The organism is Pseudoalteromonas sp. Of11M-6, from assembly GCF_022347905.1.
Classification (GTDB): Bacteria; Pseudomonadota; Gammaproteobacteria; order Enterobacterales; family Alteromonadaceae; genus Pseudoalteromonas.
The window spans coordinates 99,161-124,682 of sequence record NZ_JAKRFW010000008.1; the positions used below are offsets into that span (position 1 = coordinate 99,161).

The 25,522-nt window shown below is 44.4% G+C and carries 21 protein-coding genes; 9 read left to right on the top strand and 12 right to left on the bottom strand.

The window, feature by feature from the left end:
• Positions 1 to 31 precede the first annotated feature (31 nt).
• Positions 32 to 412, bottom strand: a complete 381-nt coding sequence (locus MHN32_RS05890) for a DUF3192 domain-containing protein (RefSeq protein ID WP_010606064.1) — start codon at positions 410 to 412, stop codon at positions 32 to 34.
• A 198-nt stretch (positions 413 to 610) separates the two neighbouring features.
• Positions 611 to 1,558 (bottom strand): D-2-hydroxyacid dehydrogenase, encoded by a 948-nt coding sequence (locus MHN32_RS05895; protein WP_239421179.1) that lies wholly within the window; start codon positions 1,556 to 1,558, stop codon positions 611 to 613.
• A 91-nt stretch (positions 1,559 to 1,649) separates the two neighbouring features.
• Here MHN32_RS05895 and zntR point away from each other — a divergent pair, with 91 nt between their 5' ends.
• From zntR to MHN32_RS05910, 3 genes are all read left to right on the top strand, one after another.
• Positions 1,650 to 2,057, top strand: a complete 408-nt coding sequence (zntR, locus tag MHN32_RS05900; protein WP_010606066.1) for a Zn(2+)-responsive transcriptional regulator — start codon at positions 1,650 to 1,652, stop codon at positions 2,055 to 2,057.
• Positions 2,050 to 3,324 carry an SO_0444 family Cu/Zn efflux transporter gene (locus MHN32_RS05905; protein ID WP_239421181.1) on the top strand — a complete coding sequence of 425 codons (1,275 nt, stop codon included), beginning with the start codon at positions 2,050 to 2,052 and terminating at the stop codon, positions 3,322 to 3,324. The genes zntR and MHN32_RS05905 overlap by 8 nt, the downstream gene beginning before the upstream one ends.
• Before the next feature lie 167 nt (positions 3,325 to 3,491).
• Entirely contained in the window at positions 3,492 to 4,586 is a 1,095-nt protein-coding gene (locus MHN32_RS05910; RefSeq protein ID WP_039493796.1) for a 1-acyl-sn-glycerol-3-phosphate acyltransferase, read from the top strand.
• A 51-nt stretch (positions 4,587 to 4,637) separates the two neighbouring features.
• Here the strand turns inward: MHN32_RS05910 and MHN32_RS05915 are convergent, their stop codons facing one another.
• The gene (locus MHN32_RS05915) at positions 4,638 to 5,180 is read right to left on the bottom strand and encodes a GNAT family N-acetyltransferase (protein WP_239421183.1); all 543 of its coding nucleotides are present in this window, start codon (positions 5,178 to 5,180) and stop codon (positions 4,638 to 4,640) included.
• A gap of 137 nt (positions 5,181 to 5,317) precedes the next feature.
• Between MHN32_RS05915 and MHN32_RS05920 the strand changes: the two genes are divergently transcribed.
• The gene (locus tag MHN32_RS05920) at positions 5,318 to 5,983 is read left to right on the top strand and encodes a DTW domain-containing protein (RefSeq protein ID WP_239421185.1); all 666 of its coding nucleotides are present in this window, start codon (positions 5,318 to 5,320) and stop codon (positions 5,981 to 5,983) included.
• 33 nt (positions 5,984 to 6,016) lie between these two features.
• On the opposite strand, the gene MHN32_RS05925 is transcribed toward MHN32_RS05920, so the two are convergent.
• Entirely contained in the window at positions 6,017 to 6,199 is a 183-nt protein-coding gene (locus tag MHN32_RS05925; protein WP_239421187.1) for a hypothetical protein, read from the bottom strand.
• Positions 6,200 to 7,028: 829 nt separating this feature from the next.
• Here MHN32_RS05925 and MHN32_RS05930 point away from each other — a divergent pair.
• The 4 genes from MHN32_RS05930 to MHN32_RS05945 are packed head-to-tail and all read left to right on the top strand — an operon-like array spanning position 7,029 to position 11,589.
• On the top strand, positions 7,029 to 7,982 hold the full coding sequence (locus MHN32_RS05930) for a Fe(3+) ABC transporter substrate-binding protein (protein ID WP_223193682.1): 954 nt from the start codon (positions 7,029 to 7,031) through the stop codon (positions 7,980 to 7,982).
• Positions 7,982 to 9,613 carry an iron ABC transporter permease gene (locus MHN32_RS05935; RefSeq protein ID WP_174169830.1) on the top strand — a complete coding sequence of 544 codons (1,632 nt, stop codon included), beginning with the start codon at positions 7,982 to 7,984 and terminating at the stop codon, positions 9,611 to 9,613. Before MHN32_RS05930 ends, MHN32_RS05935 begins: the two co-directional genes overlap by 1 nt.
• Positions 9,613 to 10,644: an ABC transporter ATP-binding protein gene (locus MHN32_RS05940; RefSeq protein WP_211858395.1), complete on the top strand. Its 1,032-nt coding sequence runs from the start codon at positions 9,613 to 9,615 to the stop codon at positions 10,642 to 10,644. The genes MHN32_RS05935 and MHN32_RS05940 overlap by 1 nt, the downstream gene beginning before the upstream one ends.
• A 30-nt stretch (positions 10,645 to 10,674) precedes the next feature.
• Entirely contained in the window at positions 10,675 to 11,589 is a 915-nt protein-coding gene (locus MHN32_RS05945; RefSeq protein WP_239421188.1) for a Dyp-type peroxidase, read from the top strand.
• Between the two features lie 92 nt (positions 11,590 to 11,681).
• On the opposite strand, the gene MHN32_RS05950 is transcribed toward MHN32_RS05945, so the two are convergent.
• The 4 genes from MHN32_RS05950 to argR form a co-directional block, all read right to left on the bottom strand.
• Positions 11,682 to 17,180, bottom strand: a complete 5,499-nt coding sequence (locus MHN32_RS05950; RefSeq protein WP_239421190.1) for a DNA repair ATPase — start codon at positions 17,178 to 17,180, stop codon at positions 11,682 to 11,684.
• 70 nt (positions 17,181 to 17,250) lie between these two features.
• A complete protein-coding gene (locus MHN32_RS05955; RefSeq protein ID WP_102057381.1) occupies positions 17,251 to 19,428 on the bottom strand; it encodes an SPFH domain-containing protein in 2,178 nt (725 codons plus the stop codon).
• A gap of 83 nt (positions 19,429 to 19,511) precedes the next feature.
• On the bottom strand, positions 19,512 to 20,123 hold the full coding sequence (locus tag MHN32_RS05960) for an OB-fold-containig protein (RefSeq protein WP_010606077.1): 612 nt from the start codon (positions 20,121 to 20,123) through the stop codon (positions 19,512 to 19,514).
• Between the two features lie 415 nt (positions 20,124 to 20,538).
• Entirely contained in the window at positions 20,539 to 21,006 is a 468-nt protein-coding gene (gene argR, locus MHN32_RS05965) for a transcriptional regulator ArgR (protein WP_010372285.1), read from the bottom strand.
• 241 nt (positions 21,007 to 21,247) lie between these two features.
• On the opposite strand from argR, the gene mdh reads away from it, so the two are divergent.
• The gene (gene mdh / locus MHN32_RS05970; protein WP_010372282.1) at positions 21,248 to 22,180 is read left to right on the top strand and encodes a malate dehydrogenase; all 933 of its coding nucleotides are present in this window, start codon (positions 21,248 to 21,250) and stop codon (positions 22,178 to 22,180) included.
• A gap of 63 nt (positions 22,181 to 22,243) precedes the next feature.
• Here mdh and serA read toward each other — a convergent pair whose 3' ends face one another.
• The 4 genes from serA to MHN32_RS05990 form a co-directional block, all read right to left on the bottom strand.
• On the bottom strand, positions 22,244 to 23,473 hold the full coding sequence (gene serA, locus MHN32_RS05975; RefSeq protein WP_010372278.1) for a phosphoglycerate dehydrogenase: 1,230 nt from the start codon (positions 23,471 to 23,473) through the stop codon (positions 22,244 to 22,246).
• 11 nt (positions 23,474 to 23,484) lie between these two features.
• The gene (gene rpiA / locus MHN32_RS05980) at positions 23,485 to 24,138 is read right to left on the bottom strand and encodes a ribose-5-phosphate isomerase RpiA (RefSeq protein WP_010372275.1); all 654 of its coding nucleotides are present in this window, start codon (positions 24,136 to 24,138) and stop codon (positions 23,485 to 23,487) included.
• Between the two features lie 104 nt (positions 24,139 to 24,242).
• Positions 24,243 to 24,872 (bottom strand): 5-formyltetrahydrofolate cyclo-ligase, encoded by a 630-nt coding sequence (locus tag MHN32_RS05985; protein WP_010606078.1) that lies wholly within the window; start codon positions 24,870 to 24,872, stop codon positions 24,243 to 24,245.
• Complete coding sequence (locus MHN32_RS05990) at positions 24,869 to 25,402, bottom strand: hypothetical protein (protein ID WP_010606079.1); 534 nt, start codon at positions 25,400 to 25,402, stop codon at positions 24,869 to 24,871. The genes MHN32_RS05985 and MHN32_RS05990 overlap by 4 nt, the downstream gene beginning before the upstream one ends.
• Positions 25,403 to 25,522 lie beyond the last annotated feature (120 nt).

The window sequence follows — 25,522 nt, forward strand, 5'->3', positions numbered from 1 at the left end:
CATTATTCACCATCCTTGGTGCGATAAAGTCTTACTGAATTTGCTTTAGTGCGTTGTCGCCAAAGCCAACCAGTTGGTTGTTTTTGAATACCAATGGCGTGCACTCATCTTTTGTTACTTTGCCGTCTGAGTGTTTGCTGTTGGTTGCATAGTACAGCACTTGATAGTTGTCGCCGTCTTTTGACACCAACTCGCTAAAGTCAGGAGTTGCAAACATGTCTTTTACTGATGAGTAAGATGCACCCATTTCAAGGTTAGCAATCTTTTCACGATTTTTACGCTGTTTATGTTCCCAGTTAGACGAGTTGTATTCAGAAGCCCAACCGTGTTCTACTTCACCGTCGGATACAGCAACGATACAGCCTGATAATAGAGTAGAGCTAAGCGCAGCCACTAACATTAATTTTTTCATTGTTGTTTTCCTTTTTAATTTTGTTGCTGAGCAAGTAATGCAAACAGCCATTTATTTTTTGCTTGAATTATCACAAGAGTTGCAAACTCTTTGCCAACTAATAAAGTTTATAAATATCAGTTTGTTGTTATTTTTTAATCAGTTTGTGGTTGATGGTTTTCACTAACTTTTAGCGATATCACTCACTAAAACAATAATCTAGACCACTCGGTTTCTCGTTGTGCCTGCCACAAAACTTTCAATATTAATGGCAATTTCGCCGACTAAACGTTCGATGGCTTCTTTACTTGCCCATGCCGTATGCGGTGTTAAAAGCAAGTTTTCCCCTTGGTATTGAACGAGTGGGTTGCTTGCTTGTGCCGGCTCTTGTGTGAGGACATCCACAGCAGCACCAGCTATTTGTTTGTTAGTTAGTGCATCGACCAGCGCTTGCTCATTGACTATTCCGCCTCTTGCGGTGTTGATAATATAGGCATGATTTGGAAGTAGAGCGAATTCAGCACTCGAAATCAGGTTTTCTGTTTCAGCGGTAAGCGGGCAATGAATCGATACAATATCCGCAACCTGCAGTGCTTCTTCAAAAGCCATTCGTCCTGCTCTAACCTCAGTTACGCCCCTACGTTCGGCAACAATTACCTGAGATCCAAATGCTTGTGCGACTTTTGCAACGGCTTCTCCTAACGTTCCATGGCCTACGATCACAAAGTTTTTACCTGCAATTTCGTTGATGCTGTAATCCAAACGACAAAACATGTCACTTTGTTGCCAAAGCCCTGCATGGCAGTCTTGCTGGTAACGATGAATATTTGTCATTAAGTTACCAAGCATAGTAAAGGTGTGCTGCATGACAGAAGGGGTGGAGTAACCAGCCACATTGGCTACCGCAATTTGATGGGCTTTTGCGGCTGCTAAGTCGATGTTGTTGACGCCTGTGGCCGCAACACAAATCAGGCGTAATTGCGGTAACGCTGCGATTGTTTGTTCAGTTAACTGTACTTTATTGGTGATGATGACTGCTGCTTCTTTACAGCGTGTGATGATGTTATCACTGGATGTGGTGTCGTAAGACGTTAATGTGCCTAGTTTGGCAATGGGGGAAAGATCGGTTCCTGCAAGGGTTTTAGCGTCTAATACCACGATTTGCATTATTTTTATCCTTTTCTTGACTTTGGAGTTAACTCTAAGGTTTATACTTGTAATGTCGACTAGGATAATCTTCAGGACTTGGGAGTGTAAAGTGGTAAAGATTGGTGAGCTGGCAAAGCGGCTTAACGTATCAACTGACACGTTAAGGTATTATGAAGCAAACGATCTTCTACACCCTTGCACAAGGAGCGAGGGTGGGTATCGGTTGTTTGATGAGCAAAGTGAAAAGCAAATGCGCTTTATTCTTCGCGCGAAGGAAGTAGGGTTTAGCCTCAAAGAAGTGCAAGACTTGCTGAAGATAAAGTTTGAAAAGCATCAGCACAGTTGTGAAGAAGTGAAAACGCTGACTATCACTAAACGGGATTTAGTGAGAGCGCGGATCGCTGAGTTACAAAAATTTGAACAATCATTATCGACGCTAGCAGAGCAATGCTGCGGCGGTAAGGAAGCGGCAGTGAGCTGCTCGATTTTAACGGCCTTGGAGGCTATCGATGAATGAACTGATAGTAAATTTTTGGCAGCTATTTTTAGTATCTGCCCCGTGGTTACTGCTTGGCCTAATGTTGGCTGGGTTACTTAATGTATTTATTCCAAAAGATTTATTGCAAAAGCACTTAGGAAAAGAAGGATTTTGGACAACGATAAAGGCAGCGCTGATTGGGGCGCCTATGCCGCTTTGCTCTTGCGGCGTTATTCCTGCTGCGGTGGGACTGAGAAGAGCGGGGGGCTCAAAAAGTGCGACAACCGCATTTTTAGTCTCAACGCCTGAAACTGGAGTGGATTCTATCTCGGTTTCTTATGTGCTACTTGGTCCTTTTATGGCGATTATTAGGCCAATTGCGGCTGTGGTTAGCGCAATTGCGGCTGGGTTGCTCGTTGGTAGTGAGAAAGATGATAAGCCTGTGGCGCTAAAGCACCTTAATACCTCAGAGAAACCAAGCGCGACTAGTGGTTGTTGTGACGCTAATCATCACTCAGAGCCAAAGCCTGCTGAAAAGCATCACAGCCATGATAGCTGTTGCGCCAGTACTAAAGTGGAAACCGTAAAAGTAAGCTCAAGCTGCTGTGCGCCTGCAGGCCCGCAATTAGCAATGGCAGGGGCGAATATGTCTTGTTGTGATACTACGGAGCCTGCCGTAACCAGTTGTTGCGATTCTGCATCAGCCACGACAAGTTGTTGTGAGCCTGCCCCTGTACCTGAAAACCAAGGGGTTTTTGGTAAAGTTGTAGAAGCTGTTAAGTTCAGCTGTAATCAATTACTGTCCGACACCGCAGTTTGGCTTCTTATCGGTTTATTCTTTGCAGCGCTAGTGCAAACCTTTGTGCCTGAGTCTTTCCTATCTCAGTGGGGCGACGGTATTATCGCCATGCTAGTGGTTATCCTTATTAGTATCCCAATGTATATTTGTGCCACCGCTTCAACTCCAATCGCTGCGGGTTTATTACTGGCTGGTGTGTCACCCGGTGCTGTATTGGTATTTATGCTCGCAGGCCCTGCAACTAACATCGCCACAATTGGGGTGGTTGGTAAAGAATTAGGGCGTCGTGCCGTGTTTGCCTACTTGGGCGGTGTTATCGGGGTTGCGCTTATCTTTGGCTATTTAACTGATTACTTGGTCAATACTTACGGTTTTGTGGTAACGCCGATGATAGGTGAAGAACACGAAGTGCTACCACATTGGTTAACAGTATCGATGGGCGCATTATTAGCAGCACTGTTACTAAGATTAGCTATACTCAAATTAGGTAAAGTTGTTAGAAGATAAACTATTGTGGTACTTTTTACCGTATTACAATTGCATGACGCTTAAGTATGTATTGTTCCAACTTGGTATATCGCCTTGGTGGTCAGACATGAAATGCTTAGCGTCTGTTTATTTGACACGATAGAATGCGTTCCAGTATTCGTTAATCCGACAATTTGAGAAGTAGAGTGGATAAATACGCTGACATTAGACCGTATAATGATGATGAAGTAGTGCCAGCACTGGCACGTCTACTAGGTGATGATCAATTTATTGATGTGATCGCCAAATATAACCTGCCAGCTTGGTTGAATGCTTGGCCAGCAATTGCACGCCCACTCGTAAGAATGAAACTAAAAAAGAAGTGGGGAGATTTTTGTACGATTGAACAAGTACAAGATGAAGTGGCGTACTATCTGCAAATTTTAATCAATAAAACGACGTCTAAAGTGACTTATTCTGGCCTTGAAACATTAGACTCGAATACCTCGTATTTATTTATTTCAAATCACCGTGACATCGTATTAGACCCTGCACTTGTTAACTGGGGTTTGCATCAGCAAGATATGCGTACGGTGCGTATCGCTATTGGTGATAACTTACTGCAAGTACCTTATATCACTGAGCTTATGCGTCTTAATAAGAGTTTTATTGTAAAACGTTCGGCAAAGGCGCCGAAAGAAATGCTAAAAGCATTAACCCAGCTTTCAGCCTATATTTCTGACTCATTAAGTGAAGGTAACTCCATTTGGATTGCGCAAAAAGAGGGGCGTGCGAAGGATGGGGTGGATCAAACCGATCCGGCACTGTTAAAAATGCTACAGCTCAATGGTCGCAAACAGAAGCTAGATTTTTCAGATTATGTAAAGCAGCTCAGAATTGTGCCCGTTGCTATCTCCTATCAATATGAGCCATGTGCGGTTGCTAAGGCTAAAGAGCTATACCATAAAAAGCAGTTTGGCCAATATGTGAAAGCACAAGGCGAAGACATTGCTAGCATTGTCGAGGGCTTTAGTTCAGATAAAGGCCATGTGCATATCGCATTTGGCGACCCTATCACTGCGGATGTTGAAAACCCAGATGAGCTGGCGAATGTCATTGATAAACAGATTTTAGATTTATACTATCTGCATTCAACCAATCATCTAGCAGCAGGCGATGATGCGCAAGTGAGTCCAGAAGATAAAGAGGACTTTATCTCTAAACTAGAGTCTGTACCGGAAGAGCTGAAGCAATTGGTGTTGAGCATGTATGCCGAACCACTGCGTCGCAAAGGCATTTAATAGTAGTGAGCATGCGCAACCGTGGTGTTAAGTGGTTGCGCTTTTGTTCGGTTAATTAATAGCTTTATGATAATAAACGACTTCCATATCTCCTAAAATATCTTTGTGAAGCCCTTTTTTCACATAACTCATCCCAAGTTTTTTCATAATATTGATGGAGCCAAGGTTCTCTTCTTCAGCGATAGCGCTCAAGTGTGTCAAGGTAGGATTTGCTGCTATTAGGTCTGGAATAAGATGTTGTGCGGCCTCTGTTGCAAACCCTTTGCCCCAAGACGCTTGTTTAAAACGCCAACCGAGCTCTAAATCCTGATCGTTTCTTTGTTCTGAAAAGAAGTTAGCAGGGCGAACCAAAATCCAACCAATAAATGCCTTGTTTGGCAGCTCGAAACAGCCCCAAAGCCCCCAACCTTTGATCTCGTCCGTATACTCGGTTAAACGTGGAATATATACGGCTTTTACTTCTTCAAGTGAGTTAGTCTGACCGCCTGTGATGTATTTCATTACTTCAGGGTCGCTATCAAGATCGGCGAGCAGCTGTGCATCTTGTGGGGTGAGTAGGCGATAACTCAGTCTTGCAGAGTCCTTTACTTGCATTTTTTACTCCTAATGAAACCCAATAAAACTTTAGAGTACAAAAGCTTATGTCATGAGTAAAGATGTTGCATAAGTTTGCGTAGACGCCAGCCGAGCGCTCTACTAAAATACGCCGGCATTTTTAGAGGGGGAACAGAGTGAATAATTCAGTACTAGCGCTTAGACAGCGTCAAATCGCTGCGGCTCAACGCGAATATAAGGCAAGGGGATCAAAGCTTGCGCGTTGTGAATGCTGCTTATTAGCCACGACTCTATGTATTTGCGATAAAGTCGAAATGGCCAAAGCGGACTGTGCAGTGTGTTTGCTTATGTATCATAATGAAAGCTTTAAGCCCTCTAACACTGGACGCTTAATTGCCGATGTGATCCCAAATAATTATGCCTTTCGTTGGGACAGAACTGAGCCTGACGCTGCGTTATTAGCGCTTCTTTCGGACGAGCAATATGCACCAATAGTCGTTTTCCCAGAGCAGGGCGTAGAGCCTGAACGAGTAATTACTAAGGTGACTCGCACTGAAAGTAAAACACCACTATTTATCTTTTTGGATGGCACATGGCGTGAAGCTAAGAAAATGTTCAGAAAGAGCCCCTACCTCGATAATTTACCTGTGTTATCCATCGCCCCTGAAAAGCTCTCGGATTACAAGCTTCGAGTAGCGCCGCATGAACATCAACTTGGTACGGCAGAAGTCGCGTGTGTATTGTTTGCCGAATGCGGCGAGCAGGATGCGGCAGATAAATTAACCGCGCATTTTATCGATTTTAGAGATGCCTACTTAAAAGGTAAGCGCAGCAAACTGTAGGTCGAAATTTATTTCGACAACACAAGCGCAATATCACGCGACAGATAGGAATAAAAATAAAATAAGAAGCGCGCGACTCATTGCTGAGTCGCGCTTACGGAATCTTCTAAATGCATCCTGCAAAGTTGAGTAGTTCAACGTCCTGAATCTTTCCTCTTCCATGGCATCGCTTGGTGTTCTCGTTTTGCGAATAAAGGCATCTTGCCCTGTGTCCATCTTCCTTTTACACGTCCGTTGTCTTATCCATTGCCATCCACTTGCTAAGAACAAGCCCTTGTTCTAATTGTCCTTGTTTGCTACTTTCCAAAATAGCAGTGCCAATCATCACCTTGTTTTACCTTGGCACTTGGTAGCCTGAACGTGTTGCTTCAAGCTAGGTGTTGCACTGTTAATTGCAACAATTGGCATCTCCTAAGCCACATTTTACCAGTACATCCAATGTACCTTCCTTCCTCATCCTTAACCACCTGCATATCCAATGCAGTAACGTTATCCCTCAACGTTTAGCCTCTCCCCTGAAGCAATCCTTAGGTTCATCATGAACCTTTAACCCCTGCCCTTTAATGTAATCACACCATGTGACATACAATCTCGCTCGCTTTTCCCTATATTCCTTTAAGTGGGTGCTTATCCATTAGCAAATCCTGCCCTGAGCGTATCCTGTGTATCCTTTATCTCTCTTCCTGAGATGTTTTTAAGTATAAGCAGACTAAAAAAAATCGGGAGCAGTGAAATTCAATCTTTTTTTCGTCTTTTTCTGGTAATAATAAATAACTTTTTATTTTTTAATTAGTTACCTTGATTCTGAGTGTTATTTCAACACGTCTTTACTCAATTTCTGGTAGCTAAGTGAGATATATCTCACAGGTGATTCTCCCGTTTTCTACAACGCTAATTTTATCTTGAGCGTAGTTTCAAATATTCAGGGTGTAAAACGGCACAATTACAGGTAGAATTAGTTGATAATAATTATTGTTTACCTAATGGAGTCTTTATGAAAAAAGCACTTGTTACTATACTGGCAACGCTTACTTGCCTACCAGCAATGGCTGCAGAGGAAGTTAATATCTACTCGTTTAGACAACCTTTTCTGATCCAACCTATTTTGGATGACTTCACCAAGCAAACCGGTATCAAGACCAATGTGGTTTTTGCAAAAAAAGGCTTAATCGAGCGTGTTAAGCGTGAAGGCAAGCATAGCCGTGCCGATCTTGTACTCACTTCAAACTTCAGTGCGCTAATTCAACTTGAAGACGAAAACCTAACACAAGCAATTAACAGCGAAACCGTCACTAAGAATATCCCAGCGAACTTCAGAGATCCTGAAGGTCAGTGGGTTGCGCTTACTAAGCGTGTGCGCAATGTATATTCTGCAAAAGACCGTGTAGGCAAGTTAGATGCGCTTACTTATGAAGCGCTAGCGGATGAACAATACCGCGGTAAAATATGTACGCGCTCAGGTAAACACCCCTATAACCTTGGTTTAGTGGCGTCTATGATTGCCCATCATGGCGAAGCAAAAACCAAAGAATGGCTTGAAGGCGTGAAGAAAAATTTAGCTCGTAAGCCTCAAGGTAACGACCGTGCACAAGTCAAAGCAGTAAAAGAAGGACTGTGTGATTTGGCCATCGGAAACAGCTATTACTTCGGTAAGATGATGGAAGATGAGAAACAAAAAGCCTGGGCCGAAGCGGTATATATCAACTTCCCAAATCAACAAGATCGTGGTTCACATATCAACGTTTCTGGTGTTGTCTTGACCAAGCACGCTAAAAATACAGAAAATGCCTTGAAACTCATTGAGTTTATGACCGACAATAAGGCGCAAAATATGTATGCGTCGATGAATATGGAATACCCGGTTAAACCTGGCGTCGAGTTATCGAAACTTGTGGCATCTTGGGGTGAGTTTAAGGAAGACAGCCTACCATTGTCAGAGATCAGTAAATACCGTCCGTTAGCGCTTAAGCTAATCGATGAGGTAAAATTTGACCTTTAATGCAATTATCATTTTCACTGTCTAAATGGCAGAGTTTTGCGTGGCTGATAGGGCTTAGCCTATCAGTCCCGCTGATGTTTTTAATCTTTGAGTCGCTACAACCTGACTCCGAAGTCTTTGCTCACCTTTGGGATACCGTTCTGTGGGATTATGTCCGCAATACGATTTTGCTGATTGTGGGTGTATGCATCCTTTGCGCTTTAATCGCGCTACCACTTGGCTGGCTAACTGCATATTGTGAGTTTCCTGGACGGCGCTTTTTCGAGTGGTCGTTGATGCTACCCCTAGCGATGCCAACCTATTTGATTGCTTACGTGTATACCGATTTGCTAGATTATGCAGGGCCTGTACAAATCGCGCTGCGAGAGTGGTTTGGTTGGCAATCTCCAGACGATTATTGGTTTTTTGATATTCGCACTTTGTCAGGTGCTATCGTGATGATTGCACTGGTGCTTTATCCTTATTTGTTTTTGATTTTTAGAACGGCGCTAAGAGAGCAGTCGTTTAAGCTGGTGCAAGCCAGCCAATTGATGGGCAAGTCGCCTTCACAGAGCTTCTTTAAGGTAAGTTTACCTTTGTCGCGAGGGGCGATTGTGGCGGGGCTGGCACTGATCGCCATGGAAAGCATGGCAGATTTTGCAACCGTACATTACTTTGCTGTGAGCACACTAACCACCGCCGTTTACGATACTTGGTTGGGCTATTATTCACTTACCGCAGCGGCTAAAATTTCAGGCATTATGTTACTGTTTTTATTTTTAGCCCTAACACTGGAGCGAGTGAGCCGCCCAACTCAGGTAGTGCATGAGCGCCAGTCGAGTGTTAACAGTACCACGCTTTATCATCTTAAAGGCGCGCAGGCTTGGCTCGCTAGCGCTTTTTGTTGGCTTATTCTTATTGCGGCTTTTATCGTGCCTACATGGGTGCTTGCAGATTACGCCGTCGACTATTTTGAACAAGCTTGGAATGACGATTTTTTCTTGTATGCGTGGCAAAGTTTAAAAATAGCGTTTTGGGTGAGCGTGGTATTAATTATCATGAGCATGCTGGTGGTGTTTAACCAGCGAGTTAGCAGTGGTAAACGGGTCACGCTACCGGGCAAGCTTGCAAGTACCGGATATGCGCTACCGGGCACGGTGCTGGCAATTGCGGTACTTATTCCACTCACTTTATTAGACGACAAGCTAAATGCTTGGCTTGAAGGTACTTCATTTGAGCCTGGCTTGCTGTTCAGCGGGACGATTTTTGCGCTGGTTTTCGCTTACGTTGTACGATTTTATGCGATTGCGCAAGGCGCGGTCGAATCGAGTTATCAGCGGATCAGCCCAAGTCTAGATATGGCAAGTTTTTCGTTGGGTCGCAATCGTTTCAAAACCATGTTATCAATACATTTGCCATTGCTGCGTCGCGGTATTTTAACCGCAGCACTGCTGGTTTTTATTGAGTGTATGAAAGAACTTCCAGCGGCATTGTTATTACGACCCTTTAATTATGAAACACTAGCAACACATGTTTTCCAATATGTGAGTGATGAGCAGCTGGAGTTGGCTTCTGTCTCTGCGTTATTTATTGTGTTGGTTGGTTTAATTCCGCTTTATGTTGTAAACCGTTCTATGGAGCAGCGAAGTTAATGCATAGTTTAGTGCTTGAAAATCTCTCTTATCGCTATGACGGTGAAGCCGTTGTGGATAGCCTAAATCTGACCGTAGAACAAAACGAGATTGTTTGTTTGCTTGGTGCCAGTGGCTGCGGTAAAACGACCACGCTGAAGGCGATAGCGGGCTTGATTGAACCATTTCAAGGCTCGGTGAGTATTTTAGGCAAAGCCATGAATGGTCATGGCACTTTTGTACCTCCACAAAAACGCAATATAGGCATGATGTTTCAAGACTATGCGCTATTCCCACACCTCACTGTGGCGCAAAATGTGGCGTTTGGTTTAACCTCAAAAAGCAAGCGTGAACGTCAAGACCGAGTGGCTGAAATGCTCCATTTGGTGCAGCTGCAAGACTATAGCGACCGCTTTCCACACGAGCTTTCAGGTGGCCAACAACAACGTGTCGCAATCGCGCGAGCACTGGCATACAAGCCAAATCTGTTGCTGCTTGATGAGCCGTTTTCAAATATAGATGCTCAAGTGCGGTTTCAGTTAATTAACGATATTCGCCGTATAATCAAAGATCAGCAAGTTTCCGCGATTTTTGTTAGTCACTCGAAAGAAGAAGCTTTTGCTTTTGCCGATCGGTTGGCAATTATGGATAAAGGGAAGATCGCACAAGTGGGCGAGCCGAGAACGTTATTCCAACGACCAAAGAGCAAAATGGTTGCCGAGTTTTTGGGTCAGGGAATTTATATTCCTGCACAGCGAGTGAATGGCGCTTCGGTAGAAACCCAATTTGGTGCCGTAAAATCACTCGTTGAGCTCGGTAATATCGACGCGAAGGGCGAAATGTATGTGAGGCCACAGCACATTACGTTAGAAAACGCCGAGCTTGGCAGCGTTAAAATACTCAATCAGCGCTTTATGGGAACAGAGTATATTTACCGTGTTGCATTAGAGGGACAAGAGCTCGAAGTCCCGCATCCAGCGCATGAACCGCTCGACTTAAATCAACCAATCTCTTTAAAAATTAAGGCACATGCTGTAAATTTCTTTTCTTAATAGCAAATGAATAAACGCAGGGAGTAGAGCATGGCGCTTGCCCAATCAGGTGTATGTGCTGAAGCCAATTTGCACGGCTTACACTTGTTCTTCAATGTGCTTGAAGGACAAGACGAGGCGCTAAGAGCGGCGCTCGCCAATTGTGGACGCTTGCAAGAGGAGTTAGAAGATAGATTCTCTGAGTCTATGCTGTCGAGCTTTGTCGCGGTAGGTGCGCAATACTGGCCGCACATTTATCCTGAGTTTATTCCTAAAGAGCTGAAAAGCTTTCCACATATTGTTGAGGCTGAGCACACCGTGCATACTCAGCCTTTTGACTTGCTTTATGTGATCCGCTCCGATCGAGAAGATGTTAATCATATCTTTGCTCAAAGTGTGCTGCATATGCTAAACGGCCTAGTTGAAATGGTGGCACATGTGCGCGCCTTTCGTTTCTTAGACGGTCGTGATTTTAATGGCTTTATTTATGGTGCAGACACACCTAGAGGGCGCAATAAACGGGAAGTTGCACTTGTGCACAACCCGAATGCAGCCGACCATCTTGGTAGTTATATTCACGTACAGCGGGTGAAGTTTGATTTACTGCGCTGGCAGGCGTTGCCGCTCGCTGAGCAAGAGCAATTAATGGGGCGTACACGTCTAGACAATGACCTAATTGAAGATTGCGAACCCTGTAATCATGCGGCATTAACCGAATTGAAAGACCTAAATGGTAATGCGCTACTGCTTAACCAAAGCATGCCATTTGGTGATGTATTTGAACAAGGAAGCTTGTCGCTAAGTTGCAGCGCCAAGGGTGATGCTTTTGAGCAGGTGTTAAGAAGCCGATTGGGGGAAGCGGATGAATACGACCCCATATTAGATTATTCCAGTGCCGATATGGGTTCTGCGTTTTTTGCACCCTCACTAGAGTTTTTGGCGGTGATGGCAAAAATGCCGGAGTAAGTTACTTTTTAACCCGAGTTCAGGTTTTTTAGCTTTACATCTCCAAAGCCCATCCATGGGCTTTGACTTGTTTCGCAAGCGTTTTTCCGCCGTTACAACATATACGGGTTTTTCGCAGGTGATCCGTTACTAACAACAGGTCTTGATTGAATATCCTCCAGCTTTTGTAAAATGTCTTTTAGCTGTTGCTGCTGGACTTGTTCAGCGCTTGAGTTTGCTAAGGTATTTGTCAGCAAAGTGGTGACGGCTTCAAGCGCTTTTGCACTGCTATCATCAACGTGATTGTCGACTTGAATATGCGGTTGTGCCACCGCTTCTAAGCGCTCAGACAGGTTTTCAAATAGCGTATTTTGCTGCTGACCTTGTTGACCCAACGCTTGTTGTATCTGCGCTTGGGTGCTGAGCAAGTCATTGAGTTTGCCAAGGTTAGCGAGTAGCTGCTCGTTGTTCGCAGTGCGTTTGATAGCGTTTTGCAGCCCCGCAATTTCTTCTGCGACTTGTTGCTGTGAAGCTATCAATTGCTTTAGCGGTGTAGCGTAAGGTTGCTGCGTTAAGGCCTCACGTAGCTCAGTTAACTGCGTGGCAAACTCTTGCTCGTTAAGCACTTGAGCCAATTGTTGCAACAGCGCACTGTAATCAAAGCTAAGCTGCTCTTTATCGAGTTTAGCGGCGATTTGCGAAAGGGATTTATTGACAAAGCTTAGTTGTTCAACGGCCAGCTGCGCTGGGCTTCCCTCATCGCTATTGCGGTGCAGGCGGGCATATTCGGCCTTGATGTCATGCCAGCGCGTTGCTTCTTCAGCCGTTAAGGTACCGCGTAACTCAGCCAGTTTCAGTAAGTTTTCTTCGCTGCCTTTGCTAAGTGTTTGTGCTTCACCGCGATAGTGATCTTGAATTAGATTTTCAAGTTCACTGTCATTCATGGCAGCAACCACCTTTTCAGCCATCTTATTCATGTTACGGTAACTGCCTTGTAGCTTAAACGGCGGCTCGGTTCGATAGTTATCATCTTGCGCTGCGGAGGCTATATATTGGGCATTTACTTTGAGCACGGTGTTGCGAATGGTGAGCAGCTTTTTCAGTACGCTGACAATTTCATTCACTTGCGCTTGAGAGTAATTAAATTCCAATTCATTGATGGAGATGTCTTCTCCGTCGGCAATGCGTACTAGCTTGTACAAGTCTTCCATACCACGATTGGCAAGTGGTGCGAGCACCGCATTGGAAGTAAGCGTATTTTCAATAAAGCTCATGGCAAATTCTTGTTCGCAGCCACTGAGAGTGTCACCGAGGTTGTAAATATCCGCACGGTTGGCAAGCATATCTGGGATCTTAAAGGATTCACCGGATTCGGTGTAGGGGTTTCCTGCCATCACAACGGCAAACTTTTTGCCTCTCAGATCATAGGTTTTACTGCGGCCATTCCACACCCCGTCTATGCGTCTTGAACCGTCACATAAAGAGATGAACTTTTGTAAAAATTCGGGGTTGGTGTGCTGAATATCGTCAAGGTACAGCATCACATTATTGCCCATCTCAAAGCTTTGGTTGATCTTCTCAATTTCTTTTGCGGCGGTCGCGTTGATGGCTTGAGCTGGATCTAAAGAGACTTGGTCGTGACCAATGGATGGACAGTTGACCTTAACAAAGGTGAGTCCTAAGCGGTTGGCCACATACTCTATTAGCGTGGTTTTACCATAGCCCGGAGGGGAGATAAGCAGCAACATGCCCATTAAGTCGGTGCGTTTATTGTTTCCTGCAGCCCCTATTTGTTTTGCTAAGTTATCGCCAATAATAGGGAAGTAGACTTTGTCAATCAGCTGGTTACGTACAAATGAGCTTAGTGGTCTGGGTTTAAACTCATCCAATTGCAAGCGCTGCTTTTGTGCCTCAAGCACTTGTGCTTTTAACTGTTGGTACTGTTTGTAGGCCGGAACATGAACCGTGAGATACTCGTTACTACGGGCAAAAAAGTCTGCATAATCTAGGTGTAGCACTTGGTTCTCGATACGTGGGTGTTGGCCCATCAAACCTGAAATTTCGGTTTTTATTTCGGCTTCTTTGACTTGGTATGTGATATCTAACTGGGTGGAAAGCAAAATGCAGTTAGCGGCCTCAAGCAAGGTCTCAGTACTTTCATTTTGCTTACTGCCATAGGCGCGCAGCCAGCTGCTTAACAGGCGGCATTTGTCCGCAAGTTTAGTCAAATGCGTTAATGAGTCTTCAAGCTGTTGCCAAACGCCTTTGGCCTTTGCCATCGAGATAAACTGCTCGCTGGTGTGTTTTGCAGGTGAAGCCAAATCAAATTGTCTCGACTTGACTTGCTTGGCAAGGGCTTTAATTAAGTAAGTTGCGCTTAACTCGCCTGAAAAGCGTTGTAGCTCGGTTAAATAGCTCGATAAATTTTGTTGGCAAAATGCCGTGATCTTTTCACTCAATTCTTTGCTTAGCTGTTGGCTAAAACTATGGTCATCTAACTTCGTTGCCATCAGCTCTGCTTGTGTGGCCTGAAACGCCAATTCAGCTAGCTCAGCCTTGCTTTGTTGAGTATAAAAGAGCTGTGCCGCAATTCGACAGCTGGCAGGGTAGACGAGTAACTCAAGCTGTCGTTTTTGTTTTAGTAAATTAACTAAGATCAGGCTGGCATCTTGATCATGAATGCCTTTTTCATAGCCTTCTTGATATCGAGGTTCTGCAAATTTTTGTACGATAGACAGTAAACTTCCCTCATCAACGGCAAGTTCTAAATCCGCTAGACTAAAGTCGTTGCCATCTTGCTCTGCAGCCGCTAATACTTGAGCTGCAAGGTACTCGCCTCGATATAAGTGACGATTTTCTGAGATCAGGTTTTGCTGCCAGTATGTGCTTGCGTCATTGAGTTGTTGATTGACCTTGGCGTCAGGAATGGTATCAAAATACTCAGTGCCAGTGAGGTGTAACATCAGCTGTTCACCACGAGGCAGCAAAGTCAAATCAAGGATTTGTTTATTGAAACTAAACGCATGTTTGCCGACTTTAACGGTATTGCCACCATCAATATAAATATCTTGCTTGTCTCGCAAAGCGCGGATCGCTTGATCTTTGCAGGCCTTGAGTTTGGCTTGAATATCATCCGCCTTCACTTCATCGCTTAGGCTTTTTAGCTCTTGCGTTAAATCGCGAAGCTTGCCAATCATAGGATCGGAGGCAAAATAGCTATTGATGTCATCTAAGGTTTTAAAACTTTGCGAGCGTCGCGTCACCCCCTGTAAAATCCGCTCTGCTGCGTTTGCTAGGCTCAGCGCGCGGCGCTGTCTTTCGTCAATGAGCTGCTGTTTGTGCGCCTCAAAGCTTTCATAAACGTCATCACGTTTAGCCAAGATCTCTGTTAAAAATTCATCATACTGACTAAATTGAGACTCGAGCTCTTCTAATTGAATGAGTAAGCGAGATAGTTGGTCGTCACATTGCTCTGGGGTTTTGGCAGCGCTTAGACCGCTGGTAATACTTTGGCTGAAAAGCTTAAAACGAGCCGCAAATTCGGCTTTTGCTTCAACACTGCCCACGCTCTTTTTCTGGATTTCTAACGCTGCTTTGGCGCGGTTTACTTGACCATAAATGGCGCTGACATCTTCCAAAATTTTAGTGCGAATGCGGCTATCGTCAATGTCGAGATCCAGCATGGTATGGTTGAGCAAATCAAGTTCAGCGCTTAAGGTTTCCAAGGTCGCCAAAAAGCCGTTAAGCTCGGTGACACTCTCTGTTTGCGCTCTGGCTTGCTCTAAGGAGTCTAGCTGCTCGTAGTAGGGCGCCAAAGCACTATCTTGCTGCAAAAACTCCGCGGTTTTATGGCTTAAGCTTAAGGTTTGCTCATCAACCTGCTGCTGCATGGCAGATAGCGCGTCAAGATTGATATACTTCACTTCTTCAAGGCTTATCACTTTGCCTTTTAAGCGTTTGAGAGATTCTAAGCTCTGAACGAATTGCTCTGCTGTTTTAAAGCTATCTGGTCTCACCTCGCGAAGTACATCTTGCATGGCTTGCGCTATTTCGGTTTCTGCGCGCCGAGCGTCGGCCTCAATTTGGCTTACCTTTTCAAATTCGTCTAGTACCTGCTCCGAGGTTTCAAAAATTTCATGTAGTTTTGCTGTGACATCTGCAAAGTCCGCTTCAGCAAGCCAATGATAGCGGTCTAAAATACTGCGGGTGAGAGCAATTAAATCTTCATAATGAAAGACTGTGGGGCTTTGTTCATTAATGGCCTTGAACACACTGTATAAATCAGAGATTGCGCGTACTAAATCCGGGTTGCCGATCCGGCCAAATATGCCTGTTGCGCGAGGGGCTTGTGCGGCAAACTCGCTGCCACAAAATGGGCTTTGCCAGATTTGAATAGGGTGCACGCGCTCAGGCTCAGGCTCTGCTTTAAAGGTTAGCGCTAAGCCATCGTCATAAATTCCATAGCCATGACAATAAATAGGATTTTGCAGGTTTTTCTCAATAATATTGTAAGAGAAAAGTGCGTAGCGACCCTCGTTTGGTTCGTAGAAGATATACAGTACATCTTCACCATTGGGTGATTTGATCTGGCGATGGAAAATTAAATCGTCCAGTTGGTCGTCAAAATAGCGTGTTTGCCCAGATTGTAAATAATAGCCACCAGGAAAAATAATTCCTTGGTTCTCAGGTAATTGAACACAGGCACCACCCAGCGCATCTTGGCGCAATACCTGTTGGGTGCGGCAATTATAAATAAAATAACGCCATTGTTTTTCTCGGTAGGGAAGTAACTTTAACAACACCATTTCGCCAACTTCGGCAAAACGTAAATCGCAATCTGCGAGTGATTGACTGGCGTCATCAACGACTTCTTGATAAATACCTTCACCGCTTTGGGTATTGTTTTCTATTTTTACGGTGAGTTTGCCACTCGATACTTCAATAAATACTTTGTCGTTTACATTAATATGTGGGTGACGGCCTTCGACGTGATCGGCGCGATCGGTTTTTTGCCATTCAAAGTCAAAGTTTTCCACTTCGCCTAGGTCACGCTCTCCTCGATTATCAATATAATCTAAGGTGTCATCTTTGGCGATTTGCCAGCGAAACACGCGGACATCAGAGAGCTTTTCGCCAATCTGAAATAGTGCAAAAAGCTTGTTTGATTTAACAAATAGGTGTTGTAGACGGGTGTCTTTGTAATACGTGTATAGTTCGTCGAAGTCCCGTAAGAAACGTTGATCAGTGAGGAATTTGGTTTCTTGCGGGTAAGGTTCTATTTCGTAATGATCTTCTTGCAAGTGTAGCTTTTGTACGGTGAATACATCGCTGACTTGGGTATTTTGTTTAAGCCCCATAAAGACATTATAAGCAAAGATAAGCTTGTCGCCGATCAGTACGATGTCGCGCGGTACGCAGTTATGCTCAGTACGAACTCTTGCTCGACCTTTCACTTTAAGCTCAGTGCTGCCAAAAGTATCAACACGCTGTTGGTTGAGTTTATCTATTTGACTTTTCAGTTCGCTGCCAAAGTTACTAAGCCGGCGTTTAATCAGTTGATAAGAGTCTTGTTCGAGCGTTCGCTCTGGCGCTTGTTGCGTTGCTTCCGTCATTCTTTGCTTTCCTATGTGCGCTGTCGCAAATGGGGGAGAGGAGCCAAGCAGATTGACTCCTCAGGGTTAATTACTCTAGTGGTTCGCTTTGTTTACTGCCATTTAACGAGCCGCCAAGTAACTTGAGTAGCTGCTGTTTGTCCGCATCTGAGCTATTGCTTAGTTGTTGGAAGAACTTACTCATGTTGATGTTTTTTAGCGTTTCCGACGACGCATTTGCACCAGCCAACACCCCTTTTAGGTCGTCCATCAAATTACGCTCACCGTTTAGGTGATCTTTAAATACGGTTTGTACCGTCTTACTTTCGCCGACTAAGCCGTCAATTGACTTGCCCACTGTGATGGCATTCATAAACTGGTTAAAGAACTGGCCGTCGCCGCCCATAAAGTTGATATCAGCACCGCTTAGTGCTTTACCTAATACTTCAGCCTGACTTGCAGAAACTTGTTTGTTTGCCTCGATACTCGCAAGCGTCAGCTCTTTCTGTTGATTTAGCTGTAGTGTAAAGCCTTCGTATTCACGGGCGTCTTTATCCATCTTATTAAGTGCTTCCAGCTTCTCTGTAAGACCTTTGGCTTCTGCTGACATCTTACGCTCAAGGTTGATAGCTTCTGCTTCACCTTGTTTTTCAATTGCTTCAGCCATTGCTGATTGAACCTCAGCTTCTGCTAAACCAATTTCACGTTTGCCTTGTGCCTCGGCTTCACTTTGTTTCTTGGTTGCCTCTGCCATTGCAGCTTGTACTTCGGCTTCGGCGCGGCCAATATCACGTTTGCCTTGTGCTTCGGCTTCTAGTTTTTGCTGTAGCACTTTAGCGTCTGTTTCGCCTTGTATCGCACTAGCAGTTGCTTTTGCCTTGATGATATCTGCTTCTGCAAGACCAGGCGCAGCCGCTTCAACTTGGGCAGCTTCGGCAAGAATCTTCTTCGACTCTGCGGTTTGGTTCGCAATACGTAGTTCTGCTGCGGCCATTTTTTCCATTTCACGGGCTTTAAATTCGGCAGCTTGCTCTTTAGCTTTAGCCGCTTCAATATCTTTAACCAGCGCTTCTTCGGCCTCAGCTTGAGCAAGAATAATTTTCGCTTGCTTCTCACGCTCGGCTTCAGCAATACATTGCACGTCTTTGATGCGCTCTTGTTCCTCGGCAACGGTTTTCTCTACGGCAACCCGTTCACGCTGAACATCGGCGATTTCTTTTTGCTCGACTTCCAGTGCTTTGGCTTTTTGGATACGTAAAATTTCGGTTTCGCGTTCGCGTTCGATAATTTCAATTTGGCGAGAACGCGTGACTTTTTCTTCTTCTATGCCGAGTAAGCGAAGGCGATTTTGCTCTGCAACATCGATTTCGCGTTGTTTGTTGTGTTCTGCAATTGCAATTGCTTCGTCTGCTTTGAGGCGTGCTTCTTCGGCTTTTAAGCGCTCTTCATGCTTAACACGTTCAGCTTCAGCGGCTTCACGAGCGCGCACTGATTCGATTTCACGGCGCTGTCTCGCGCTGGCATCTTCTCGTTGACGCTCGACTTCTGCGGCTTTTTCAAAGGCTGCTTGGTTTTGGTTGTCGATTTGCGCTTTTTCATCGCATTTAAGTTGGTTAGTTTCCACGTTTTGGCGCGAGGTTTTTTCGGTAATACGGCGAATACCTTCAGCGTCAAGAATGTTATTTGGATCTAACTTTTCGATAGAGGTTTGTTCAAGATAATCAATCGCCACATCCTCTAACGTATAGCCAGATAAATCTTGTCCAATCACTTCTTTAATAGAATCTCGGAACTCATTACGATGTGTAAATAGCTCCTCAAAATTCATGCGTTTACCAACGGTTTTCAAGGCTTCGGAGAATTTTGCCTCAAATAATGCTTGTAAGGTTTCTGGTGCAGATGCGCGGGCACAGCCAACTTGTTTCGCAACACGTAGGATATCTTCTTTGTTTTCGTTTACGCGAATGTAAAAAGTAATGGCGATGTCAGCACGGATATTATCTTTACAGATCAGGCCGCTGTTTTCACGACGCTCTAATACCATGCGATTAGTTGAAATATCCATGACTTCCATTTTATGGATCACAGGTAGTACGATGCCGCCCGTTGTCGTAACATCAGGTTCGTTTTTCATCTTGTTGATGATCAGTGCCTGACCTTGTTCAACCTTGCGGTAGAACTTTCCAATCAGAAGTAGAATGGCAAAAATAATGACGATGGATATACCCACGATTGTGAGCACTGGTCCGAGGTTGTTTAGAAATTCCATGTTTTTTCCTGCGTTGCGCTATGTTGTTTGAGTTGGTATTAGCTGTATCAACTCGTTCCTAAATTCCGTTATTTTCTGTATTATTACCAAGGTTTAGCCACAATAGTGTAGCTATGTGTAAGGGGGTCGTGTTCGATAAGTAAGGCACTGTCTCCTAGTGTGAAGGTGTTATCTTCATCCGAGCGTACTTCAATGAGTTGATCCGTTCCTTGAATATATACTCGGGCTTGGCCAAAAGTGTTACTGACTCTTGATGTTGCAATGACGCATTCGAGCCCAACCAGCGCTTGCTTCGATGTGGTTTCTTGGCTTTCGAAAAAGCGCCGTAATGGCCGTACAATCACGGCGGTTAGTGGTAGTGCAACAATGAGGCTGACGAGCATAAATGCCGTTCCCACCAGGTAGTAAAAAATGCCATTACCCAGTAGGTAAGCAAAAAATTGTTGTACATAAATACTGACAATCCAGCCCAGCGCGATGATTAGGCTCAGTGAAATACTCACTGGGACGCCACCAAAAGCAACCTCCCAAAAAGAACCAGAACTTGCGCCTTCGGCTTCAATATCAACATCGCCTTCTAAGATATCGATATCAGCAAAACCGAGTAAAGCAATTAACCAGAACAATAGCACTATGAGTAATAGTGTTGAAAAAATAACAGTGGGAAACGTAAATACAGTATTTAAAAATTCCATTGTTGCTCCTTGACTCCTTGCTTTTCCTTTTTAAGTGGTTAAGTAAGCAAGTAAACTGGCCCACTCAACGTCATCAGGCGCTTTTTGGGCCTATCAAAGCGGTGAGTTCCGCATCATAGGATAGTGAGATGAATGAGTGAAAAGAATAGCGTGCGTGTCCGATGGGTTATCGACATCGCAGGAAACAAGTCCGAGAAGCTAGTCAATCAGCTTAAAAACTATCCATGCGTAGTGAGAAAAATCTCACCTTGCGTTTCTAAAGTTGCCACACAAGGACATATTATGTCAAACATTTTTTTGCTGTAAAGATAAGCAGTTTATTCTGTTTATTGTGATAGTGGGAAAGCGTGTTTGTTGGGAGGAAAGTACCAGAGTAAGTGCTAACTTGTGAGTTAGCACCGATAAAAATAATAGACTAAACGTTATCGAACAGGGTTTTTACTTTATCTAAAGTAACGTCGATTTCAGATACTTTGGCAGGGGCAATAAAAATCGTGTCATCGCCAGCGATGGTACCTAATACGCCGTCTGCGGTGCCTAATGAGTCAAGTAGTCTCGCAATTAACTGTGCAGCACCAGGACTGGTTCGAATAATAATCATCATTTCGTTGTGCATAATATCAACGACTAACTGACGCAAAGGGCTTTTTGCTGTTGGCACGCTCATTTCTGCGGGTAAACAGTAAACCATTTCTTGCTTAGCATTACGTGTACGTACAGCACCAAACTTGCTCAGCATGCGCGATACTTTACTCTGACTGACGTTGTCAAAACCTTGTTGTTTTAGAGCATCAACAATTTCACCTTGAGAGCCAAAGTTTTCTTCTTTTAAAATGGCTTTAAATGCTTTGATCAGTGCTTCTTGTTTTTCTTGCGGCTGCATAGTCTGTCTTCTTTTACGGCTAATCTTTAAATTCTACACAAAACCACCGAGATTCCCAAATTTGCGCGACCAAAATGGCAGTCGTAAAGCATAAGTGGACAAAGTGTCGCGATCTTTACACTTTTATTTAAGACATTAGTCAAAAAATCTCGAAAATAACCGTGATTAATTTGTGTTTAACAGCGCTTTTCATTATCTTTACTGCACACTCAATTCCACCTTCAAATTATGGAGAATTCAAATGAAAGTTGCTGTATTAGGTGCCGCTGGCGGTATCGGTCAAGCTCTATCTTTATTGCTTAAAAATGGTCTTCCAGCTGGCTCGGAGTTAGCGCTTTATGACGTTGCACCTGTTGTACCTGGTGTTGCAGTTGACTTATCTCACATCCCAACTGCGGTAAAAGTAGCGGGTTATGGTAAAGACGACCTAGACCCAGCTCTTGCAGGTGCTGACGTAGTGCTTATCCCTGCTGGTATGCCTCGTAAGCCTGGTATGGACCGTGCTGACCTTTTCAACGTTAACGCAGGTATCATCAAGACACTTGCTGAAGGTATCGTTAGAAGCTGCCCTAAAGCACTTGTTGGTATCATCACAAACCCAGTAAATGGCACGGTACCAATCGTTGCTGAAGTGTTCAAAAAAGCAGGTACTTATGATCCAGCTCGCGTATTCGGTGTAACAACCCTTGACGTTATCCGCGCTGAAACTTTTATCGCAGAGCTTAAAGGCCTAGACGTTGCTGAAGTTAAGATCCCAGTAATTGGTGGTCACTCAGGTACTACAATTCTACCTCTACTTTCTCAAGTTGAAGGTGTTGAGTTCACTGACGAAGAAGTTGCTGCACTAACGACTCGTATCCAAAACGCGGGTACTGAAGTGGTTGAAGCTAAAGCGGGTGGCGGTTCAGCTACACTTTCAATGGGTGCAGCAGCAGCACGTTTCTGCTTCTCACTAGTGAAAGGTCTACAGGGTGAAGAAGTACTTGAGTACGCATACGTTGAAGGTAACACAGGCGATGCAACATTCTTTGCACAGCCAGTTATCCTTGGTAAAAACGGTGTAGAGAAGTTACTTCCTTACGGTGAGCTAAGCGCGTTTGAGCAAAAAGCAAAAGACGACATGCTAGCGACACTTGAAAAAGACATCAAAGAAGGTGTTGATTTCATGGCGTAAGCCAGATTGATACAAAAAAACCAGTCGCTTCACAGTGACTGGTTTTTTTATGTGTGATTATTCTTAGTGAAGAATACGTGCTCTGATAGTTCCTTCAACTGCACTTAACTCTTTCAACGCCACTTCAGAGTGGTCGCTATCGACGTCGATAACCACGTAACCAATAGATTCATCCGTTTGTAGGTATTGCGCCGCAATATTGATACCGTGCTGAGCGAACGCTTGGTTGATTTGTGTTAGTACGCCTGGGCGGTTTACGTGTACGTGTAATAAACGACTTCGGTTTGATAATTCAGGTAAAGAAACCTCAGGGAAGTTAACTGCCGTGACTGTTGAACCGTTATCTGAATATTTCGCCAACTTACCCGCGACTTCTACACCGATGTTTTCTTGTGCTTCTTGGGTAGAACCACCAACGTGTGGGGTTAGCAGTACATTGTCAAACTCGCGTAGTGGTGAGACGAATTCTTCATGATTAGATTTTGGCTCAACGGGGAATACATCAATAGCAGCGCCGGAAAGTTTCTTTGCCGCTAATGCTTCAGCTAAGGCGTCGATATCAACAACCGTTCCGCGTGATGCATTAATTAGTATTGCGCCTTGCTTCATCACTTCAATTTCGGCCATGCCGATAAGGTTTTTGGTCTGTGATGTTTCCGGTACATGCAAACTGACCACGTCCGCTCTTTGTAACAATTGCGTAAGCGTGTGTAACTGGGTTGCGTTACCAAGCGTGAGCTTATCTTCGATGTCATAAAACTCGACGTTCATCCCGATATTCTCAGCCATAATGCCAAGCTGGGTGCCAATGTGACCATAACCAATAATACCCAGCGTTTTACCACGGGCTTCGTATGACCCGTCGGCAGATTTATCCCACTCACCGCGATGTGCCTTTGCGTTACGTTCAGGAACACGGCGCAATAACAAGAGAATTTCACCTAATACGAGTTCAGCCACAGAGCGGGTGTTAGAAAATGGCGCGTTGAATACGGCGATACCGCGTTTTTTAGCGGCATCCAAATCCACTTGGTTGGTGCCGATGCAGAAACAGCCAATCGCGACCAGCTTTTCAGCCTGTTCTAATACTGCTTCCGTAAGGTGGGTACGTGAGCGGATCCCGACAAAGTGAGCGTCTTTGATCCGCTCGATCAGCTCAGGCTCCGGTAAGGATGTTTTAACGTAGTCTATGTTGCTATAACCGTTGCGCTTTAGTGTCTCAACGGCGCTTTGATGCACGCCTTCTAACAACAAAATTCGAATTTTATCCTTTGATAACGAAACCTTGCTCATCTGTAATCTCACTAGTTGATTTTAGGCCCTTCTGGAGTGCCTGTTATTACAACGTCAGCGCCACGCGCGGCAAATAAGCCATTAGTCACGACGCCAACAATCTGGTTAATTTTTTCTTCAAGCGCTTTTGCTGCGCTAATTTCTAGGCCATGCACATCAAGAATGACATTGCCGTTATCAGTGATAACGCCTTGGCGGTAAACCGGATCGCCACCTAATTTTAGTAACTCTCTTGCCACGTAGCTACGCGCCATAGGGATCACTTCAACAGGTAGTGGAAATGCGCCTAGCGTCTCAACATGCTTTGTATTATCAACGATACAAACAAATTTCTTGGCAACGGCTGCAACGATTTTCTCGCGTGTCAGTGCTGCGCCACCGCCTTTTATCATTTCATTGGTGCTGTTGATTTCATCTGCGCCATCAACATATACCGCAAGCTCTGACACATCGTTTAGCTCGAAAACTTCAATACCAAGTGCTTTTAGCTTCTCTGTTGAAGCTTCAGAGCTTGATACTGCCCCTTTGATTTGATCCTTGATACTGCCAAGCGCATCAATAAAGTGGTTTACTGTTGAGCCTGTACCAACCCCAACAATGGTGTTTTCTTCTACATAGTTCAAAGCTGCCCATGCCGCGGCTTTTTTCATTTCATCTTGAGTCATAACGCTACACTTAGTTGTCATTGAAGTTGTATGGAGTATAACTCAATCAAAGTGTCAGCGTCATGGTCAAAAGCGCCTCAAAATGCGCTTAACTATTTGCCTGCTCAATTATTTTTTGGCCAAGTGTATAGTTGGGTTGGAGTGAGGATAGTTGGGAGCGGTACATCCCAAGCTGCTGTTGGTAAGCTCGGAACTTGCTGGCAATCATGAGCAAGGCCAACAAGTGCTGGTTTAGCTCGCTGCTCAGCGTAGTGTAACGCTAAAGTTCTATCGTAGTACCCACCGCCCATACCGAGGCGATTACCTTGCTCATCAAAAGCAACCAGAGGCATCAAAAGTAAATCCAGTGATGCAAGCGGTGCCACAGCTGAACAATCTAACTTAGGTTCCAAGATAGCATAGCGATTTGCCTTCATGGGTGAGTTTTTTTCATACTTCTGGAAGAGTAAATTTGCAGGGTTGAAGGGATGGATTACGGGTAAGAAAACCTGGTGATTTTTATCCCAAAGCGATTGAATTAAAAGGGATGTATCTAGTTCGCCATCGTTTTGAATATAGACCCCTATATTGGCATTTTTTGGGAGGTTTATTTGTTGAAAAAAATTAATGTTTAGATGTGCCGCGGCTGTCTTCTGTTGCTCTGCTGATAGCGAGTTTCTTGCGTTTCTAATCATTTTTCTCAAATCAGCACGAGTAACTTGAGATTTATTTATGTTGTTATTAGTTTTATTCATTCTAACGCGAGCCACTCAGGGAAAAACAAACTTACACCAAGCAGAATAAATAAAATAATTAATACAGCGAGCAGATAATATAGCCAAGTTTTAGATTTAGCCGGAGGGCTAGGCTCAAAGTCCAGCTCATCGAATAGCTCCTTCGTCTCCCACTCTTCGTCTGTTGTATCTTCAATTTCAGTATGAGCGGTTGGTGCTACGCGTTGCTCAAGTTCTTCTAATCGCTCTTCGATACGTATTAGACTGCTTGTGATGTAATCCAGCGCTTCAAATACGCGCTCTTGATCTGCGTTAGTTGGGGTAGCGGCTGTTTGGCTTTGTAGCTTGGCGTTGATCCCCGCGCTTGCAAGTAATTTTACCTGTTTTAGCGCTTTGGCTTTATCTGCAGGAGCAAACAAGTTTTTGCCAGCGTAAAATTGCTGGATCTTTGAGGGTGAGGTTTTCAACCTGTCTGCCATCGCGATAGCGGCGCTTTGTTGATCCTTACCGTCGGCCATGCCAACGAAGACGACTTTAAACTGCTCGTTCATGGTGCGTGCCTAAGTTGTAGAGAGATAGTATTGAGTATATCTAGATTATAGGTAACTGTAGAAGGATAAAAGGAAATTTTTGCAACCTGGTGAGCATTAAGATAAGTGACCGCTTGCGCG

Coding starts and splice junctions, on each gene's coding strand:
- MHN32_RS05890 (WP_010606064.1), bottom strand. CDS start 412: ATGAAAAAATTAATGTTAGTGGCTGCGCTTAGCTCTACTCTATTATCA.
- MHN32_RS05895 (WP_239421179.1), bottom strand. CDS start 1,558: ATGCAAATCGTGGTATTAGACGCTAAAACCCTTGCAGGAACCGATCTT.
- MHN32_RS05905 (WP_239421181.1), top strand. CDS start 2,050: ATGAATGAACTGATAGTAAATTTTTGGCAGCTATTTTTAGTATCTGCC.
- MHN32_RS05915 (WP_239421183.1), bottom strand. CDS start 5,180: ATGCAAGTAAAGGACTCTGCAAGACTGAGTTATCGCCTACTCACCCCA.
- MHN32_RS05925 (WP_239421187.1), bottom strand. CDS start 6,199: ATGGACACAGGGCAAGATGCCTTTATTCGCAAAACGAGAACACCAAGC.
- MHN32_RS05930 (WP_223193682.1), top strand. CDS start 7,029: ATGGCTGCAGAGGAAGTTAATATCTACTCGTTTAGACAACCTTTTCTG.
- MHN32_RS05935 (WP_174169830.1), top strand. CDS start 7,982: ATGCAATTATCATTTTCACTGTCTAAATGGCAGAGTTTTGCGTGGCTG.
- MHN32_RS05940 (WP_211858395.1), top strand. CDS start 9,613: ATGCATAGTTTAGTGCTTGAAAATCTCTCTTATCGCTATGACGGTGAA.
- MHN32_RS05945 (WP_239421188.1), top strand. CDS start 10,675: ATGGCGCTTGCCCAATCAGGTGTATGTGCTGAAGCCAATTTGCACGGC.
- MHN32_RS05950 (WP_239421190.1), bottom strand. CDS start 17,180: ATGACGGAAGCAACGCAACAAGCGCCAGAGCGAACGCTCGAACAAGAC.
- MHN32_RS05955 (WP_102057381.1), bottom strand. CDS start 19,428: ATGGAATTTCTAAACAACCTCGGACCAGTGCTCACAATCGTGGGTATA.
- MHN32_RS05960 (WP_010606077.1), bottom strand. CDS start 20,123: ATGGAATTTTTAAATACTGTATTTACGTTTCCCACTGTTATTTTTTCA.
- argR (WP_010372285.1), bottom strand. CDS start 21,006: ATGCAGCCGCAAGAAAAACAAGAAGCACTGATCAAAGCATTTAAAGCC.
- mdh (WP_010372282.1), top strand. CDS start 21,248: ATGAAAGTTGCTGTATTAGGTGCCGCTGGCGGTATCGGTCAAGCTCTA.
- serA (WP_010372278.1), bottom strand. CDS start 23,473: ATGAGCAAGGTTTCGTTATCAAAGGATAAAATTCGAATTTTGTTGTTA.
- rpiA (WP_010372275.1), bottom strand. CDS start 24,138: ATGACTCAAGATGAAATGAAAAAAGCCGCGGCATGGGCAGCTTTGAAC.
- MHN32_RS05985 (WP_010606078.1), bottom strand. CDS start 24,872: ATGAATAAAACTAATAACAACATAAATAAATCTCAAGTTACTCGTGCT.
- MHN32_RS05990 (WP_010606079.1), bottom strand. CDS start 25,402: ATGAACGAGCAGTTTAAAGTCGTCTTCGTTGGCATGGCCGACGGTAAG.